The sequence below is a fragment of the Hymenobacter metallicola genome (genome assembly GCF_004745645.1).
GTDB classification, from domain to species: Bacteria; Bacteroidota; Bacteroidia; order Cytophagales; family Hymenobacteraceae; genus Hymenobacter; species Hymenobacter metallicola.
In genome coordinates this window covers 2,473,910-2,490,753 of sequence record NZ_SRMB01000001.1, presented here as the reverse complement: position 1 = coordinate 2,490,753, position 16,844 = coordinate 2,473,910, and the positions used below count along the sequence as shown (strand labels likewise).

At 58.9% G+C, this 16,844-nt stretch carries 13 protein-coding genes; 6 read left to right on the top strand and 7 right to left on the bottom strand.

The window, feature by feature from the left end:
• Positions 1-198: 198 nt before the first annotated feature.
• Positions 199-2,406, bottom strand: coding sequence for a penicillin acylase family protein (locus E5K02_RS10775; protein ID WP_135394726.1), 2,208 nt, complete (start codon positions 2,404-2,406; stop codon positions 199-201).
• A 226-nt stretch (positions 2,407-2,632) separates the two neighbouring features.
• Here E5K02_RS10775 and E5K02_RS10770 point away from each other — a divergent pair, with 226 nt between their 5' ends.
• On the top strand, positions 2,633-3,433 hold the full coding sequence (locus E5K02_RS10770; RefSeq protein WP_135394725.1) for an alpha/beta fold hydrolase: 801 nt from the start codon (positions 2,633-2,635) through the stop codon (positions 3,431-3,433).
• 79 nt (positions 3,434-3,512) lie between these two features.
• Here E5K02_RS10770 and E5K02_RS10765 read toward each other — a convergent pair whose 3' ends face one another.
• Positions 3,513-3,866, bottom strand: a complete 354-nt coding sequence (locus tag E5K02_RS10765) for a HesB/IscA family protein (RefSeq protein ID WP_135394724.1) — start codon at positions 3,864-3,866, stop codon at positions 3,513-3,515.
• A 153-nt stretch (positions 3,867-4,019) separates the two neighbouring features.
• Here E5K02_RS10765 and E5K02_RS10760 point away from each other — a divergent pair, with 153 nt between their 5' ends.
• Positions 4,020-4,556: a DUF7935 family protein gene (locus E5K02_RS10760; protein WP_135394723.1), complete on the top strand. Its 537-nt coding sequence runs from the start codon at positions 4,020-4,022 to the stop codon at positions 4,554-4,556.
• Positions 4,557-4,720: 164 nt separating this feature from the next.
• Here E5K02_RS10760 and bshA read toward each other — a convergent pair whose 3' ends face one another.
• Complete coding sequence (gene bshA, locus E5K02_RS10755) at positions 4,721-5,857, bottom strand: N-acetyl-alpha-D-glucosaminyl L-malate synthase BshA (protein WP_135394722.1); 1,137 nt, start codon at positions 5,855-5,857, stop codon at positions 4,721-4,723.
• 192 nt (positions 5,858-6,049) lie between these two features.
• Positions 6,050-9,004 (bottom strand): glycoside hydrolase family 3 N-terminal domain-containing protein, encoded by a 2,955-nt coding sequence (locus E5K02_RS10750; protein WP_135394721.1) that lies wholly within the window; start codon positions 9,002-9,004, stop codon positions 6,050-6,052.
• A 284-nt stretch (positions 9,005-9,288) separates the two neighbouring features.
• Here E5K02_RS10750 and mutL point away from each other — a divergent pair, with 284 nt between their 5' ends.
• The 4 genes from mutL to E5K02_RS10730 all read left to right on the top strand — a co-directional run bounded on the left by mutL (position 9,289) and on the right by E5K02_RS10730 (position 13,615).
• Complete coding sequence (gene mutL, locus E5K02_RS10745; RefSeq protein WP_135394720.1) at positions 9,289-11,247, top strand: DNA mismatch repair endonuclease MutL; 1,959 nt, start codon at positions 9,289-9,291, stop codon at positions 11,245-11,247.
• A 20-nt stretch (positions 11,248-11,267) separates the two neighbouring features.
• Positions 11,268-12,053 carry a rhomboid family intramembrane serine protease gene (locus E5K02_RS10740; RefSeq protein WP_135394719.1) on the top strand — a complete coding sequence of 262 codons (786 nt, stop codon included), beginning with the start codon at positions 11,268-11,270 and terminating at the stop codon, positions 12,051-12,053.
• 12 nt (positions 12,054-12,065) lie between these two features.
• Positions 12,066-12,956, top strand: coding sequence for a rhomboid family intramembrane serine protease (locus tag E5K02_RS10735; RefSeq protein WP_135394718.1), 891 nt, complete (start codon positions 12,066-12,068; stop codon positions 12,954-12,956).
• Positions 12,957-13,054: 98 nt separating this feature from the next.
• The gene (locus E5K02_RS10730) at positions 13,055-13,615 is read left to right on the top strand and encodes a DUF4468 domain-containing protein (RefSeq protein ID WP_135394717.1); all 561 of its coding nucleotides are present in this window, start codon (positions 13,055-13,057) and stop codon (positions 13,613-13,615) included.
• A 22-nt stretch (positions 13,616-13,637) separates the two neighbouring features.
• Here the strand turns inward: E5K02_RS10730 and E5K02_RS10725 are convergent, their stop codons facing one another.
• The 3 genes from E5K02_RS10725 to tilS all read right to left on the bottom strand — a co-directional run bounded on the left by E5K02_RS10725 (position 13,638) and on the right by tilS (position 16,800).
• The gene (locus tag E5K02_RS10725; protein ID WP_135394716.1) at positions 13,638-14,336 is read right to left on the bottom strand and encodes a DNA alkylation repair protein; all 699 of its coding nucleotides are present in this window, start codon (positions 14,334-14,336) and stop codon (positions 13,638-13,640) included.
• Between the two features lie 94 nt (positions 14,337-14,430).
• Positions 14,431-15,372: a malate dehydrogenase gene (mdh, locus tag E5K02_RS10720; protein WP_135394715.1), complete on the bottom strand. Its 942-nt coding sequence runs from the start codon at positions 15,370-15,372 to the stop codon at positions 14,431-14,433.
• A gap of 99 nt (positions 15,373-15,471) precedes the next feature.
• Positions 15,472-16,800 (bottom strand): tRNA lysidine(34) synthetase TilS, encoded by a 1,329-nt coding sequence (tilS, locus tag E5K02_RS10715; protein WP_135394714.1) that lies wholly within the window; start codon positions 16,798-16,800, stop codon positions 15,472-15,474.
• Between the last annotated feature and the right edge of the window lie 44 nt (positions 16,801-16,844).

The window sequence follows — 16,844 nt, the reverse complement described above, 5'->3', positions numbered from 1 at the left end:
CCTGAACTGCTGCCCATGCACGTCTACTGGCCTAGTAAAGTAGTCCTACAGACCAGATTGAGTTCAAGAAACTCGTTCACCTTTCAACGTTCATTTAACTCAGGATGGTGATGAGTTTCCTGAACTCTTTGCTTTTCGGAAGTTTGGGTAAGGACAAGCCCCCAGCCGGGGCTTTTTGTTAGTACACACTCCACAGCATTACTGGCCCGGCGAATACGTCCGCTCGGCGTGCTGCCGAATTTCCTCGGGGTAGAACAGCACGTCCTTGAAGTTCTCTTCCACGTACAAGCCGGCCTGGTCGGTGAAGTGGGCCGAAGTGGGCTGGTTGTTGTTGCCGCCGGCCAGCACCGAGCGGGCCTTCACGCGGGGCCCAAACTCAACGACGGCAATAAAGCTGTTGCCCACGTAGCCGTAGCGCTTCTTAGTATTGGGTGCCGTTCGGGCGCCAAAAGCTGCCAAGGAGCCCCAGGCGGAGGAAGTAAAAGCCACCGGCAGGCTGGGCTTCGTGTCGTCGTAAGTTTCCTGAATCTTGCCGGTTAGGCGCTGGAAGCGGTTCACCTCGCCCCAGGGCATCTTCCAGGTGCCGAAGTCCTTGGTCAGCTCGTCGAGGGTTTCCTGCAGGGCCGCTACCTTTTCCGTGGGCGTGGTTTTGGCAATTGTAAAAGCCGTGAAGGAGAGGTTGTCCAGGCGCAGATCGGGCGTGACGCGGGTGCGGGCCAGCTTCTGGATTCTTTCGCCCCAGTAAATGGCCAGGGTCTGGGCCACGGAGGTTTTGCTGTAGCGTTTGTCCCAGCTACGTAGCAGCTTCATGGCTTCTACCACCTCGCCTTCGGGCGGGTTAGAACTGTCGACCACAAACTGGAAGTCCTTGGCCAGGGCGGGCAGCAGGTCTTCGAAGCCAGCCAGGTAAGGGTCCTTGGCGGCGGCAATGAGCGTGTCGAGGGTAAACATCGGCTTGCGGCTCAGCACCCGCACGGCATTCACGCCCCGGTAGTTTTCCGCGTCGGGGGCCATGTAGGCCGGGTACTGCTCCCGCTTGGGGCTGCTAGGGCCCGACACGGTAAAGGGCGTGGCGTTGCAGTTCTGAATCCAGCCGCTGGCCGGGTTTTTCACCTGCACGATTTCCTCCACCTTGTGCAGGCCTTTCCAGTCGGTTTTGGGGTTGCTGCCATCCACGGGCATGCTCCAGTCGAACTGCGCATCGCGCCGGGGCATGAAGTTGCCATGCCAGTAGGCAATGGTACCCTTGCTGTCGGCAAACACGGTGTTGTTCGAAGCGTTGCCGTTGAGCTGCATTACCTTCTGGAACGAGGCGTAATCCGTGGCCTTGGTCCGCAGATACGACTGCTGCAGCGCCTCCAGGGGCGTATCCATCATGCGCACCGTCACCCACTTATTCTCGGCCTGCTGACCCACTACCGGCCCGTGGTGGGTGCGGTAGGTCGTGAATTCCTTGCGGGCCAGGGTGCCGTCGGCCTGCTTGTAGGCAATGGAGACTTTAGTGGTTTGCACCGGCCGCAGCTTGCCGCCGTAGCGGTACATCAGCTTGCCGTCCTGTTGCTGCTCAATGGTTTCCAAGTATTCGTCCATCGAGTCGGCAAAGCTGGAAGTGTGCATCCAGCCGCAGTGCTCATTAAAGCCCTGATACACAAAAAACTGCCCCCAGGTCACGGCCCCGTAGGCGTTCAGGCCCGTGGCGCTGGTCATCTGCACCTCGGGCCGGAAATAGAACGAAGTGTGCGGGTTAATCAGCAGCAGGGCGTGGCCGCTGGCGCTTTTGGCCGGGGCAATGGCAAACCCGTTGGAGCCCACCGGCTCCCGGTCGGGCCGCTCGAAGTCGGGCCGCATCCACGACGTAGACTTGCGCTGGCCGTAAAAGTTCTTGAGCCGCTCCAAGGGCACTACGCTGATGTTGCCGCCGATGCTGCCTTCACTAAACATCAGGGGCATCCAGGGTTGGAAGCGGCGCAGCAGCCGGGGTTTCACGCTGGGGTGGGAGTAGAGGTAGTAGTTGGTGCCGTCGGCAAAGGCGTTGAGCAGCTGCTTCATCCAGGCCGGACTTTTCTGGTAGATGCTGATGGCCTGGGTGGAATCCAGAAACAGCCGGGCCCGCAAGTCCTGGTAGATGGCCGCCTCGCCTTCCACCTCGGCCAGCCGCCCGATATTGACGATGTAGTTGTCCTCGACGCGGGCAAAGTCGTCCTCGCACTGGGCGTAGAGCAGGCCGAATACGGCGTCGGCGTCGGTTTTGCCCGTTACGTGCGGCACGCCCCAGTTGTCGCGCACGATGGTGATTTGCTTGGCCTGTTGCTGCCAGCGGGCAATTTCGGCTGATGTAAATGCCTGGGCCTGCCCTAGCGTCGGCAGGGCGCAGGAAAGGGAAAGGGCTAGTACAAAGCGGTTCATAGTCGAAGCGTAAAAGCGAAGGGCAACCTTGGGTTTGCTGTGCCAAAGTAAGATAAAGGCTGCTAGCTCTACGTAGGGCGGGTAAAGCAGGGTAGATACACGGGGTTGCCAGCAAGGATGCTTACAACCGGAAGGAATTTTTTATCTTATTTCTATAATTATTTGTCTTGTTGTGTTGTAATGCTTAATTACAAAGACATTAGGCTGTATTCACCTATTCGAAGCCATGACCACTCTGCAGCGAAACAATGTTCGGGTACTGGGGCAAGGACCGCGGCCGATAGTTTTTGTGAACGGGTTTGGATGCGACCAAAGCATGTGGCGCTACCTGATTCCCGCCTTCGCCGACTCCCGCCAGTTTACCCTCGTGCTCTACGACCATGTGGGGGCCGGACAGTCGGTAGCGGAGGCCTATAAGCCCAGCCGGTACAGCTCTTTGGAAGGCTACGCCCAGGATCTGCTTGAAATCTGCCACGAGCTGCACCTGACGGCCGTAACCCTGATTGGGCACTCGGTAGGCGGCATGATCGGGACCTTGGCCGCCATTGCCGAGCCCGCCCTATTTCAGCAGCTGCTCTTGCTCTGTCCCTCGCCTTGCTACGTCAACGAAACCGACTACCACGGGGGCTTCGACCGGGCCGATCTGGAAGCCATGCTCACCTTTATGGAAACCGACTACGTGGGCTGGGCCGACACGTTTGGCCCTTTCATCATGGGGGCCCCCGACCGGCCTTCGTTAGCCGCCGAGCTTATTCACAGCCTTTGCCAAACCAATCCGGCCATTGCCCGGCAATTTGCCCGGGTTACCTTTCTTTCTGATAACCGGGCCGATGTGGCCCGCCTGCAGCACCCTTGTCTGCTGGTGCAGTGCGAGCAGGATTTGATTGCCCCCCTGGAAGTGGGTACCTACCTGCAAGAAGTTATTCCGGGCGCCAAGCTGGTGACGCTGCCCATTGCGGGCCACTGCCCCCAGCTGAGCGCGCCTATACACACGCTCAATGCTATAGAAGATTTTCTGGCCGTATAAGTCGGGCCGACGAGTACTACACAAAAAGCCCCAGCCGCAAGGCCGGGGCTTTTTGTGTAGTTGGTGCTCTGGGGAAGGCTTAAGCCGAAAACGACGAGCCGCAGCCGCAGGTGCTCTTGGCCTGGGGGTTGTTGAACACAAAGCCGCGAGCATTCAGACCGTCCTGGAAGTCGACTTCCATGCCCAGCACGTACATAGCGTGCTTTTTGTCCATGATCAGCTTCAGGCCGTCGAGGTCGTACACTTCGTCGTTATCCTTGGCCTTGTCGAAGCCAAGCAGGTAGCTCATGCCCGAGCAGCCGCCGCCCTGCACGCCGATGCGCAGACCGTATTCGGTCGGCACTTTCTTTTCCTCGATGATATTCTTTACCTCAACCAAGGCCCCCGGCGTGAGGGTGATGGGAGCAATTTTAGTTGAAACGGCCGTTGCCATAGTGCGTTCGTTGTTAGAAGAGTAAGCGCAAAGATACGAAGCCATGTGCATACACCATTCGCTCCGACCCGTATAGAACAGCAAGAATGGGTATCCGGTTCACCGAATATTTCCCGACCTTGCTTCCTCTAAAATAGCAGTTTTCCTTTCCGCATGGACACCACCGCGTACATTTTTGACTTATTGAAAATTATTCTGCCCGCCCTTATCGTCGCTGGCTCCCTGTTTTACCTGATTCAGCAGTACCTGGAAAAAGAGCAGCAGCGCCGCCTGATTGAGCTGCGACTGGAAAATTCCAAAACTACGCTGCCCTTGCGTTTGCAGGCCTACGAGCGGGTGACGCTGCTGCTGGAGCGCATCACGCCCAACAACCTGCTGGTGCGCCTGAGCAGCGCGGGCCAATCGGCCTCAGAATACCACCGCCTGCTGATAACCGAAATCCGGGCCGAGTACGAGCACAACCTCAGCCAGCAGCTCTACATGAGCCCCGAAACCTGGGAGCAGGTCAAGCAGGCCAAGGAGAACATCTTGACTATGATTAACAAAGCCTACCACGCCCTGCCCACACCCCAGCAGGCGCGCGGCACCGAGCTAGCCAAGCGGGTGCTCGAAACCCTCATCACCGATGAAGTAGACCCCACTACGCAGGCGCTATTAGCCGTGAAGCGCGAGGCCTCGGGCTTGTTTTAACCGTGTCATGGTGAGCGGAGCGCGGCCGTCCATCCTCTGAACTATGCGGAGCCTTCTAAAGTGAAAAGCCCTTAATCGGTAGCAACGATTAAGGGCTTTCTGGGTAAAGGGCATAACTGCCTTCGCAAAAGACGGAGGCGCTTCGCTCGCCAGGACTGGCGTACCTACACCGCCGCCAGCTGCGCGTCGATAGCGCGCTGGTAGCAGGCTTCGTAGAGCGGAACGATATTCTCGACGGCAAACTCCTCAGCCCGGGTGCGGGCGGCCTCCTTGAAACGGGGCAGGTTATCGTCCTGTAGCACGTACAGGGCGTTTTTAACCATATCCTCCACGTCCCCGATTTCGCTGAGCATACCCGTCACGCCGTGCACGTTGAGCTCGGGAATACCCCCGGCGTTGGTACTGATAACGGGTACTTCGCAGGCCATGGCTTCCAGGGCAGCCAAGCCGAAGCTCTCCTTCTCGGAGGGCATCAAAAACAGGTCGGCGATGCTGAGCACTTCCTCCACGGCTTCGAGCTTGCCCAGAAAGCGGATGTCGTTGCAGTAGCCTATTTCCCGGCACAGCTTCTCGATGCGGGGCCGGTCGGGGCCGTCGCCCACGAGCAGCAGCTTGGCTGGAATCTGCTTCCGTACTCCGGCGAAGATGTTGACCACGTCGTCCACGCGCTTCACCGAGCGGAAGTTGGACGTATGCACCAGCAGCTTTTCGCCCTCGGGCGCAATAGCCGCCTTAAAATGGCCTTTGTTCTGCTTTTTGAAGCGCTCCAGATTGATGAAGTTGGGAATCACCTCAATGTCTTTCTCGATGGCGAAGTACTCGTAAGTTTCCTTGCGCAAATCGGCGGATACGGCCGTCACCCCGTCGCTCTGGTTGATGCTGAACGTGACAACCGGCTCGTAGCTGGCATCCTTGCCCACGAGCGTGATATCGGTGCCGTGCAGGGTCGTAATAACTGGCACCGTCAGGCCCTTGGTGCGCAGAATCTGCTTGGCCATAAAGGCCGCTGAAGCGTGGGGAATGGCGTAGTGCACGTGCAGCACGTCGAGCTTCTCGTTCTGCACGATGTCGACCATCTTCGAGGCCAGGGCCAGCTCGTAGGGCGGAAACTGGAACAGCGGATACGGCGGAATATAAACCTCGTGGTAGAACAGGTTTTCGTTGAAGAAGTCGAGCCGTACGGGTTGGCTGTAGGTAATAAAGTGCACGCGGTGGCCTTTCAGAGCCAGGGCTTTGCCTAGCTCCGTGGCTACTACGCCGGAGCCGCCAAACGTAGGGTAACAGACGATGCCGATATTCATGGAGAGAGGAAGGCAGTAGTGTGAAGCTCCAGCTTTACACCTCGTTAAACGACACTGCAAGGGGGAAATAAAGGGGGCAGATCGGGGCAAAGCTGGAGCTTTGCCAGGAAAACAAAATCGGCGGTAAGCCGCTCAGAGAAACGTCTTACCGCCGATTGCGGAGTCAAAGAAACAGAAATGCTGGGCAACAGATCATGTCTTTTGTAAAGACTTGTAAATAACGTCGTGGATGCGTGTGCGGATGTTGTACTGGCGCAATTTGTTGTTGCCGCCGTCGGGATACACCCGATTGGAAAGAAAGATGTAGAGGATTTTGTTTTCGGGGTCCATCCACACGCAGGTGCCGGTAAAGCCCGTGTGACCGAAGGTGCTGGCCGGCGACAGGTTGGAGGTGGGGCCCTCGGGCTTTTCGGGGTTGCCGTGGTCCCAGCCCATGCCGCGCTTATTGCCCGCTACCTGAGGGCGGGAAAACTCTGTTACAATTGGGCTCTGGAAATAGCGCTGTCCACCGTAGCGGCCGTTCTGCAAATCCATCTGCATCAGAATGGCCAAGTCGTTGGCGTTGGCAAACAGCCCCGCGTGGCCGGCTACGCCACCCAGCAAGGCCGCGGCCTGGTCGTGCACCGTGCCTTGCAGCTGGGTTTTGCGGAAGTACGTGTCGTTTTCGGTGGGGGCAATGCAGGACTTGGGAAAGCGCTCCAGCGGGTTGTAAGTCATGGAAGCCAGTCCCAGCGGCTTGTAGAAGGTGCGCTGCAGGAAGGCATCAATCGGCTCGTTCAAGACCTTTTCACTCAGACGCTTGAGTACCATAAAGCTCAGGTCGCTGTACTCAATGGGGTACTTACCCTTGATTTTGGGTAGCATGCTGCTGCGCACAATCCAAGTCCAGACGGAATCATCCACGGCTTTGGTGCTGAATGTGCCGGGGGCTACCTCATTGGGAAAGTCATCGGAGCGGGTGCTGGCGTAGAACGTCGGTTTGAGTCCGGCTTTGCCCACGGTCCGCTCCCAAGTTGGGATGCCGGGCTTGAGGCCCGCCTGGTGCAGGAGCACGTCGCGCACCGTCATGTCCTTCTTGTTCGAATTTTTCAGCTCGGGCAGGTAGTCGGCCACCTTGGCATCGAGGTTGATTTTGCCCTGGTCTTTCAGATACATTACCGCCTGCAGGGTCCCGGCCACTTTCGTTACGGAGGCTAGGTCGTAGAGCGTGCTGCTTTCTACCGGCTGGCTCTTGTCATAAGTACAGTAGCCGTAGCTCTTGTCGAAGACCACGGCGCCGTCTTTGGCAACGAGAACCTGACAGCCGGGCGCCGCTGCATACGCCACCGACTCCAGGGCAATGTTGTCGATCTGACTCAGGATTTTCGAGTCCAGGCCTTCACTCTCGGGCGTGGCGTAGCGCAGGCGGCGGAAGTCGGGCGTGGGCAACCCAACCCCGGCTTTGAGCAGGGGCGACACCGTTACGGGCAGGCGGCCCTTGGCTGGCAGGGCGCCAAACAAGACCTGTGGCACCACCAGCTGGGACGGATAGTTGTCTTCGTAGCCGCAGACCAAGTTGCGGGCTTCCTCCACGTATTTCAGGGCGTAGGCGTTGCCCATCACCACAACCACCGTTTTCAGCTTCGGATTGGCCTGCAGGTCTTTCAGAAACTTCAGAGCTCCTTCGCCGATGCCGTAGTTGTGCGCAGGCGTATTGTTCATGCCGTGCAGGCTCACCACCACTACGTTGTAAGGCGTCAGGCGCGCCTGCAGCCGGGTAAAGGTAGAGTCGAGGGCGTACCGGTTGGGCACGGAGTATACCGGGCCGTTCTGGTACTTGTTCATAATGGTCCCGAAGGTGCTGCCCGTGCCAGTCCCAATGGTAACGGTGGCAATGCGCAAAGTATCGAGGCGGTGGAAGGGGAGCAGGTCGTCCTGGTTTTTCACCACCGTGGTGGCGTGCTCATAGATCTGCTGCTGCACCGTGCGGCTCAGCGGCCGGTTCAGGTTCTCCACCAGGTTGGGCACGTCCACGGGCTGGTAGCGGTTCAGGCCGGCCCAATACTTGGCCCGCAGGATCTTGCGCACCCGGTAATCAATGTCTTCCTGCGCAATCGTGCCGGCCGCCACTGCTTCCCGGATTTTCTGCAGGGCCATGGGCACATCTTCCGAGAACAGCAGCACGTCGTTGCCCGCCAGCAAGGCCAGCGCGTCCAGCTCGCCGGGCTTGTAGAGGTTAGCCACGCTCTTCATGTTGAGCGCATCGGTGAAAACCAGGCCTTTATAGCCCATTTTCTCCTTGAGCATACCCGTCACCAGGTTTTTGGAAATAGTGGCCGAGACGGACTGCACCGTGTCGAAGAGGGGCATGTAGAGGTGGCCTACCATCACGCCCATTACTCCCGACTGAAACGCCTGCTGAAACGGGTACAGATCCACGTTGGTCAGGCGGGCCAGATCGGAGTTGATAACCGGCAGGGCTACGTGCGAGTCCACGTCGGTGTCGCCGTGCCCGGGAAAGTGCTTCACCACGGCCACAATGCCATGATCCTGCAGGCCGCGGATGTAAGCTACCCCACGCTTAGCTACTTGCTCCTTGTTTTCGCCGAAGGAGCGGTTGCCGATAACCGGGTTGTCGGGGTTGGAGTTAACGTCGATAACGGGCGAAAAGCTCACGTGCACCCCCAGGGTCTTGAGCTTCAGCGCAATTTCGCGGCCCATCTGGTACACGTACTGGTCGTCGTCCATGGCGCCCAGGGTCATCTGCTTGGCGAAGTGCATGCTCGAGTCCAGGCGCATATCCAGGCCCCACTCGGCATCCATGGCTACCAGCAGCGGCACTTTGGCTTCGGCCTGGTAGCGGTTGGTCAGGGCCGCCTGCCGGCGGGGGCCGCCCTGCAGAAACATCACGCCGCCCACGCCATACACTTTCACCAGCTCGTCGATGCGCTGGACGTGCTTTTTGTCCTTGTTGGAGTAGGCCGCCACCATAAAGAGCTGACCCAGGCGCTGGTCGGGAGTGAGGGTTGCAAACACGCTGTCTACCCAGCTTTGCTCGGCGGCGGAAATAGGGGGGATGTCCTTGTCCTTGGGGGCCGACGACGAGATGATTAGACCCGTGACGGCCAGAATAACCAGTAAGAGACTAATCCGAAATTCCTTGAGCATTGACTCCCGTGGTAGCGTCGTAAAGTTGAATCTGAGCGGAAATAGCCCTACTTTTGTGTTCCTCTGAAAGGAAAATCGTGCCAGGGATTTGGCCGCTGTTGCGGGCTTTCTTTCCCCTACTTTCCTCTCTTCTAACGCGTCAAAACCAAGAACGGTATGGCGCGCGGCACACAAAAGTTGGCCGCAAACTTACGGATAAATTTCCGAGGTCGGACGTTTTCTGCCCTCCGGTTTCCGTAGTAAGCGTTGCTAACCAATTCAGTATCACCTTCAGTTCCCGGTCGATGGCGGATGTAATTCAGTTGCTCCCCGAATACCTTGCCAACCAGATTGCGGCAGGAGAGGTGGTCCAGCGTCCGGCGTCGGTAGTTAAAGAACTACTCGAAAACGCCGTCGACGCCAAGGCTACCCAGGTGCAGCTTATTGTGAAAGAAGCGGGCAAACAGCTCGTGCAGGTGGTCGACAACGGGGCGGGCATGTCGCCCACCGACGCCCGGATGAGCCTGGAGCGGCATGCGACCAGCAAGATTCGCACCACCGAAGACTTATTTAAAATCCGGACCCTGGGTTTCCGCGGCGAGGCCCTGGCTTCCATTGCCGCCGTGGCCCAGGTAGAGCTGCGCACCAAGCAGCGCGACCAGGACACGGGCACGCTGCTGCTCATCGAAGGCTCCCAGGTAATGAGTCAGCAGCCCGTGGCCTGCCCCGACGGCACCAGCATTGCCGTCAAGAACCTGTTCTATAACGTGCCGGCCCGGCGCAACTTTCTCAAGACCAACGCGGTGGAAATGCGCCATATTCTGGACGAGTTCCAGCACGTGGCCTTGTCGAACCCCCAGATTGCCTTTTCGCTCTACCAGAACGATTTGGAGGTGTTCAACCTGCCGGCCGGCCGCCTGAGCCAGCGCATCGTGGCCCTGCTGGGCAACGGCTACAAAGAGCAGCTGGCTCACTGCGAGGAAGTCACGCCCTTTATTTCGGTGAAAGGCTACATTGGTAAGCCCGAGTCGGCCAAGAAAAGCCGGGGCGACCAGTTTTTCTTCGTCAACAACCGCTTCATCCGCTCGGCCTACCTCAACCACGCCGTGCTGGCCGCCTACGAGGGCCTGCTGCCCAAAGACACCCACCCGTTCTACGTGCTGTTTCTGGAGCTCGACCCCAAGGCCATCGACATCAACGTGCACCCCACAAAGACGGAAATCAAGTTTGAGGACGAGAAAACCGTGTATGCCATTGTGCGGGCCGCCGTGAAGCAGTCCTTGGGCATTCACAACATGGCCCCGTCCCTGGACTTTGAGGGTGACGTCAATTTTGCGCCCATTCAGCCCCTGCGCGCCTCGCCCAACGCCAACCCGTTCGGCGACGATTACCGGCCCGACGCGCTGGCCTCGGCCGCCGCCCGGGCGGCCGCCCCAGCGCCCAAGGAGGGCGGCGGCAAGGGTGCCGGGGCCGACCGGCAGGTACCGCCGCGGCCTACCGAGCAAGCCAAGCGGGACCTGGAAGCCTTTTACAAGTCCTTGGGTCAAACAATAGTGCCCGATTTGCCGGAAACGGCGGCGCCTGTTACGATTGAGAAATTCGAAAAGGCCACCAATCCGCTGGTGATGTCCAACCCGGTACCCGCCGCCAAGGCGGCTCCGGAGTTGCCCTTGCCCGAGCAAACCAGTGGGCCGGGCAACCGCGCCGTGCAGATCAACCAGCAATACCTGGTGGTGCCGGTGAAGTCGGGCATGATGCTTATTGACCAGGTGGCGGCCCGGGAAAGAATTCTCTACGAGCAGTACGCCCAGGCGCTGGAGCGGCAAAGCGGCAGCTCCCAAACGCTGCTGTTTCCGCGCACCGTTACCTTCACGCCCCAGGATTTTGCCATTCTGCGCGAAGTATCGGCGGCCTTGCACGATTTGGGCTTCCGTTTCAACGAGTTTGGGCCCAATACCATTGCCGTCGAGGGTATTCCGGCCGACGTGGCCAACCGGGACGAGCGGGAGCTACTGGAAGGGTTGATTGAGCAGTTTCGTACCCACGCCGGCCCCGTCCGCCTCGACCGGCGCGAGCAGCTGGTGCGGGCCCTGGCCCGGCGCCTGGCAACCAACAGTGACAATGCGCGGTTATCGGATGTAGAAATGACGGCCCTGGTCGACCGGCTTTTTGCCTGCTCCGTGCCGAGCTACACGCCCGACGGCCGCCGCACCCTGGTTCTGCTGGAGTTAAACCAGCTGCAGGACCTTTTCCGTAAACCCTGATTTGGCCCCAAATTCCCTGCATGTTCAACCTGACCCCGACAGTCCGCATCCTGCTTTTTATCAACCTAGGGGTGTATCTGCTGCAAACCCAGCTAGCCCGGCAAATGAATATGCTGGCGCTGTTTCCCGTCACGTCCGACTACTTTCAGCCCTGGCAATTCGTAACCTATATGTTCATGCACGGCGGCGTGATGCACCTGCTCTCGAACATGTTTGGGTTGGTTTCCTTCGGGCCTCTGCTCGAGCAGCGCTGGGGTGGCAACCGGTTCCTGACGTTCTGGATGATTTGTGGTATCGGGGCCGGGGTGCTGTATTCGGGGGTGCGCTACTACGAGCTGAACCGCATGCAGCAGGATATTGCCGCGTTTCAGCAGAATCCGAGCGACGTGAACCTGAAGGACTTTGTGGAGCGCAACCTGCCGCAGTACGAAGCGGCTTTTGAGCCGGTGATTCAGCAGCTGCACAAAACCCCCGACGACCAGAAGCTGATTCAGGGAGCCCTTACCTCCATCCAGGAAACCTTTCGGGCCGGGCTCAACTCTCCCATGCTGGGGGCTTCCGGCGCCTTGTTTGGCATCTTGTTCGCCTTTGCCTACCTGTTTCCGAACACTGAGCTCATGCTGCTCTTTTTGCCTTTTCCCATCAAGGCCAAATATTTCGTGGGTTTGTATGCCCTTTATGAGCTGTATAACGGGGTGCACCGGACCCCGGGCGACAATGTGGCGCACTTTGCCCACTTGGGTGGATTGTTGATTGGGTTTATTGTGTTAAAATTCTGGGAGCGGGGTCGTACCCGGTTCTACTAGCGTAGCCCATCCATGAGTATTGTCAACGATATCCGCACTGCCTTCAGCCGGCGCGACAACGCCCTGAACCAGCTGCTGCTGATCAACGTGCTGGTGTTTGCCGTCCTGATTGTGCTGCGGGCCATTCTGTATGTAGCCAGTGCCAGCGGGGCGTACAACGTGGTAATGCGCCAACTGGCCATGCCTTCCGACCTGCCCAGCCTGCTGCGCCACCCCTGGACCATTCTCACCTATGCCTTCACCCACGAAGGCTTTCTGCACATTATCTTTAATATGCTGAACCTGTACTGGTTTGGCATGCTGATCCGAGAGTATCTGGGCAACCGCAAGCTGGTGAGTATCTACATTCTGGGCGCTTTGGTCGGGGCCGTATTCTTCCTGCTGAGCTTCAATCTGATACCGGTTTTTCAGGTGCGGCTGGGCATTCCGATTGTCGGCGCTTCGGCCGCCGTCACGGCCATTATCGTGGCCGCGGCCACCTTGCTGCCCGACTATACCTTCAACCTGATCCTGATCGGACCGGTGAAGATTAAATACATTGCGGCCGTTGTGGTGCTGGTTTCCATTGCCGGCATCAACGGGGGCAACCCCGGCGGGGAGCTGGCCCATATCGGCGGCGCCCTGATCGGGTTTTTGTTTATCAAGCAGCTGCAGGCCGGGCGCGACCTGGGCCGCCCCGTACAGGCCGTCGGCGACTTCGTGGGCAATATCGTTTCGGGCCGGCCGCGCATGAGCGTAACGCACCGCAGCCGGGCCGCCGAGGCGCCCACGGCGAAGAAAGCCGGCCCGGGCCGCCCCGAGCAGGACGAAATCGAACTGATTCTGGACAAGATTTCCCGCTCGGGCTACGAAAGCCTGTCGAAGGAAGAAAAGCAGAAGCTATTCAAGGCCAGCCAGAAGTAAGCAGGCCCTGCGGACCAGAAAAGACCTGTTGAGGATACTCGACAGGTTTTTTTGTGCTCCGGTATGCAAAAGCAGAAGCTCGGCGGTAACTAGCAGCTATGAAGTCATGTTACATAGCCTTGCTTGCACTTAGCATCAGCAGCTCGGCCGCCGCGCAAAAAAGCCCGAAGCCTCACGGCTATAGCCGCCTGCCCCAGGTAGACTACAAAGTGGTCTACAGCGGCATAGTGCCCGCCGATGGTATTGCCCAGAGTGTCTTGTTTGAGCGCGCCAAGCAGTGGATGGCCCGCAACATAACCGGCAGCCCCGACACGAGCCAGACCCGTAACAGAGAAACGGGCACGCTGGTAGCCCACGGACTGTTGCAGCAACCGCCCGTCGGGTTGTTTAAGGACCCCAATAGCTACGCCTACGACTGCACCGTGCAGGTGAAAGACGGCAAGTTCAAATACCAAATTGACCACATCCAGTGGACCTATAGCACCCTGGATGTCAGCGGCAAGACTCTTCAGGGGCCTTACACGCTGGCCGTCGAATACCTAGGCTCTATGAAGCCGGGCTACGCTGAAGACCGCGCAGCCTACCTCGACGAGCAAGCCAAAGCATTGATTAAGTCGCTGGAAGAAACGATGGTGCCCAAGCGGTTAGAAACCTGGTAGCGGCTACACCCAACCAGGGGCATTATGCCTGCAGATGAAACTGTCGCCGCGCGGGCGGCAGCCGTTCAATGGCATAGCGCAAAGCCGTGCGGGGTAGCTGCCCGTGGTGGTCGATCAGAAATTCTTCTAGAGCGTCCTCGTTGCGCTTGCCCACTTCCCGCAGCATCCAGCCCATGGCTTTATGAATCAGGTCGTGGGGGTGGGAGAGAAGCTGCTCGGCCAGGGCAAACGTGTCCTGAAACTGCCCTTTGCGAATAAAGGCCAGGGTGGAAACTAAGCTCATGCGCTGGCTCCACAGGTTGGGCTCGACGGCCAGCTCGTAGAGCAGGGCTCGGTCCTTATCCAGCAGATGCGTGCCTACCAGCAGCGGGCAGGTAATATCTACCAGGTTCCAGTTGTTGACCCGGCTGCGGTTGCGCAGATAGCCCTCGTGAATAAGCTGCTGCTGCGCCGGGCCGGCCTTGGCGAATTGCAGCGTCCAGATGATGAGGGCCGTTTGGCGATGCTCGTGCCAGGGGCTGGCCAGCAGCGTTTCTGTCTCGTTCATGGGCAAGTGCCGAAACTGGCGGGCCAGCTGCCGCTGCTGGGGTAGGGGGAGGCCCAGAAACTGGTCTCCTTCGCCGTACTGGCCCGGGCCGGTTTTAAAAAAGCGCTGCAATAGTATTGCCCGTTTGGGGTCGGCTAGGCTGTCGAGGGCTTGAGCAAGGCTGGCGGCTGTCATGTGCTATTCCGAAGCAGGTGGAGCAGCGAATATAAAAAAGCGGCCGTCCTGCTTCTGCAGAACGGCCGCTTCTATTGGGTCAATTTCCGGAAAGCTAGGCGCTGGCCTTGCTCATGTTGTCCAGCGCATCCATGACTTCTTTCACGTGGCCACGCGAAGTTTCCAGCAAGGCCTTCTCGTCGTCATTGAGCTGGAGCTCAATCACCTTCTCGATACCGTTCTTACCCAGGATAACCGGAGCTCCCAGGTATACGCCGTTGATGCCGTATTCGCCCTGCAGTTCGATGCACACGGGGAACACGCGGCGCTGGTCGCGCACGATGGCCTCGACCATCTGGGCGGCGGCGGCGCCAGGAGCATACCAGGCCGACGTACCCATCAGCTTTACCAGTTCACCACCACCCACGGCGGTGCGCTGCACAATGGCGTCCAGTTCAGCTTTGCCGATCAGCTCGGTTACCGGGATGCCGCCCACGGTGGTGTAGCGGGGCAGGGGCACCATCGTGTCGCCGTGGCCACCCATCAGCACTGCCTGAATATCTTTGGGGCTAACGTTGAGGGCTTCGGCTAGGAAGGCGCGGTAGCGGGCCGTATCCAGGATACCCGCCATGCCAAACACCTTCTCGCGGGGCAGACCCGAAGTGAGGTGGGCCTGGTAGGTCATCACGTCCAGCGGGTTCGACACCACGATGATAATGGCGTTGGGCGAGTATTTTACTACCTGCTCGGTTACCGATTTGACGATGCCAGCGTTGGTCGAAATCAGGTCGTCGCGGCTCATGCCGGGCTTGCGGGGTAGGCCCGAGGTAATTACTACCACGTCGGAGTCAGCCGTACGGCTGTAGTCGTTGGTGACGCCTACCGTGCGGGTGTCGTAACCGATAACGGGAGCCTTTTGCCAGATATCCAGGGCTTTGCCTTCCGCAAAACCTTCCTTAATGTCAACCAGAACAACTTCGTTGGCGATTTCGCGGGTGGCTAATACGTCGGCGCAAGTAGCGCCCACGTTGCCAGCCCCAACTACGGTAACTTTCATTGGGTGAGGGTTGGGTTGAGAATTTTATTCGCAGCCGTAAAAGTAAGCGAAAACCCGTAGTGGCCTAGAACAAGTTACGGGAACGATACCAGTCGGAAATTACATGCGTCGCACCGTCAGTACGCGCTGGGTGTCTTCGGTGATTTTGAACCGGTCATCGGGACGGAAGCCGATAACCCAGGCAATCTTCTGGTCGGCCGTGACGAGCACGCGCACGTCGTCCTTGAGGTTGAGCGGCACTTTCTGGTCAATCAGGAAGTCCGAAAGCTTCTTCTTGCCCTTCATACCGATGGGCATAAACCAGTCGCCCTCCTGCCAGCGCCGCACCGTGAGTGGAAAGCTCAGCTTATCGGCGTCCATGGTAGCCACCTGTTTGCTGCGCGGAATCTCCTGGTCCGAGGCTTCGCTCAGCTCGGCGCGCAGGTTGAGGCCCTCGGCCTTAAGCTCGGTCTGCCCGGCCTGCAACTGATAGGTGCCGAATTTGGTCAGGCTGCGGGGCTTGATGACCAGCTGCTCCCGGTCCTTGACCAGCAGGTGCGTCGGCGACTCAAACCGCCGGCCCGACTCGCCCTGGAAGGCGGCCACAATGTCCTTTACGACCAGGTAGGAGAACCCGAAGGGTTTGAGCAGTTCGTGCAGGACCAAGGTAGTGGCGGCCGTGCGCTGCAGCGTCGGGATGTTCAGGTACACCACCTCGGCTTCGTCGCGGCGGACCTGGGTCTGGGTGTCCTCTACGTAGCGGCGCAGAATTTCCTCGGCCCCGCCCACCCGCTCGGCCGTAATCTGCAGGGTCTGGTCGAGGTTGGGGTTGATGTCGCGCAGCACCGGCAGCACGTCGTGGCGGAGACGGTTGCGCTGGTAGAGGGTGCTGTCGTTGGAGGCGTCTTCGCGCCAGATCAGCCGGTTTTCCACCAGGTAGTCGTACAGATCTTCCTTGCCCATACCCAGTAGAGGCCGGATGATGCGGCCATTTTTGGCCTTAATGCCGTGCAGGCCGGCCAGGCCGGTGCCGTGGGTCAGGTTGAGCAGCATGGTTTCGGCCGCGTCGCGCTGGTGGTGGGCCGTGGCAATATAGTCGAGCTGCTGGGTCTGGCGAATCCGCTCAAACCAGGCGTAGCGCAGGGTGCGGGCGGCCATTTGGGTGGAAATTCCTTCCTGGGCCGCAAACTCCTTGGTTTGGAAGAACTCGGCGAAATAGGGCACTTCGTACTTTTTAGCCAGCTTGCGCACAAATTCCTCGTCGGCATCGGCTTCCTCGCCGCGCAGGCCGAAGTGGCAGTGAGCAATGGCAAACTTAACTTCAAGGCGGTGCAGCACATCGGCCAGCACTACCGAGTCCATGCCGCCGCTGACGGCTACCAGCAGGTAATCGGTAGTGGGGGCGAAAAGCTCCTGCTCTGCAATAAACTGACGAACACGCTCAAGCATATAAAAACTGATTCGGGAAGGCAACATTGGGCACTACGCTGCAA

Bases quoted from the DNA above. Each gene is read 5' to 3' on its own strand.
- E5K02_RS10730 (WP_135394717.1), top strand. From the start codon at position 13,055: ATGAAGTCATGTTACATAGCCTTGCTTGCACTTAGCATCAGCAGCTCG.
- tilS (WP_135394714.1), bottom strand. From the start codon at position 16,800: ATGCTTGAGCGTGTTCGTCAGTTTATTGCAGAGCAGGAGCTTTTCGCC.
- mutL (WP_135394720.1), top strand. From the start codon at position 9,289: ATGGCGGATGTAATTCAGTTGCTCCCCGAATACCTTGCCAACCAGATT.
- mdh (WP_135394715.1), bottom strand. From the start codon at position 15,372: ATGAAAGTTACCGTAGTTGGGGCTGGCAACGTGGGCGCTACTTGCGCC.
- E5K02_RS10760 (WP_135394723.1), top strand. From the start codon at position 4,020: ATGGACACCACCGCGTACATTTTTGACTTATTGAAAATTATTCTGCCC.
- E5K02_RS10725 (WP_135394716.1), bottom strand. From the start codon at position 14,336: ATGACAGCCGCCAGCCTTGCTCAAGCCCTCGACAGCCTAGCCGACCCC.
- E5K02_RS10770 (WP_135394725.1), top strand. From the start codon at position 2,633: ATGACCACTCTGCAGCGAAACAATGTTCGGGTACTGGGGCAAGGACCG.
- E5K02_RS10740 (WP_135394719.1), top strand. From the start codon at position 11,268: ATGTTCAACCTGACCCCGACAGTCCGCATCCTGCTTTTTATCAACCTA.
- bshA (WP_135394722.1), bottom strand. From the start codon at position 5,857: ATGAATATCGGCATCGTCTGTTACCCTACGTTTGGCGGCTCCGGCGTA.
- E5K02_RS10775 (WP_135394726.1), bottom strand. From the start codon at position 2,406: ATGAACCGCTTTGTACTAGCCCTTTCCCTTTCCTGCGCCCTGCCGACG.
- E5K02_RS10735 (WP_135394718.1), top strand. From the start codon at position 12,066: ATGAGTATTGTCAACGATATCCGCACTGCCTTCAGCCGGCGCGACAAC.
- E5K02_RS10765 (WP_135394724.1), bottom strand. From the start codon at position 3,866: ATGGCAACGGCCGTTTCAACTAAAATTGCTCCCATCACCCTCACGCCG.
- E5K02_RS10750 (WP_135394721.1), bottom strand. From the start codon at position 9,004: ATGCTCAAGGAATTTCGGATTAGTCTCTTACTGGTTATTCTGGCCGTC.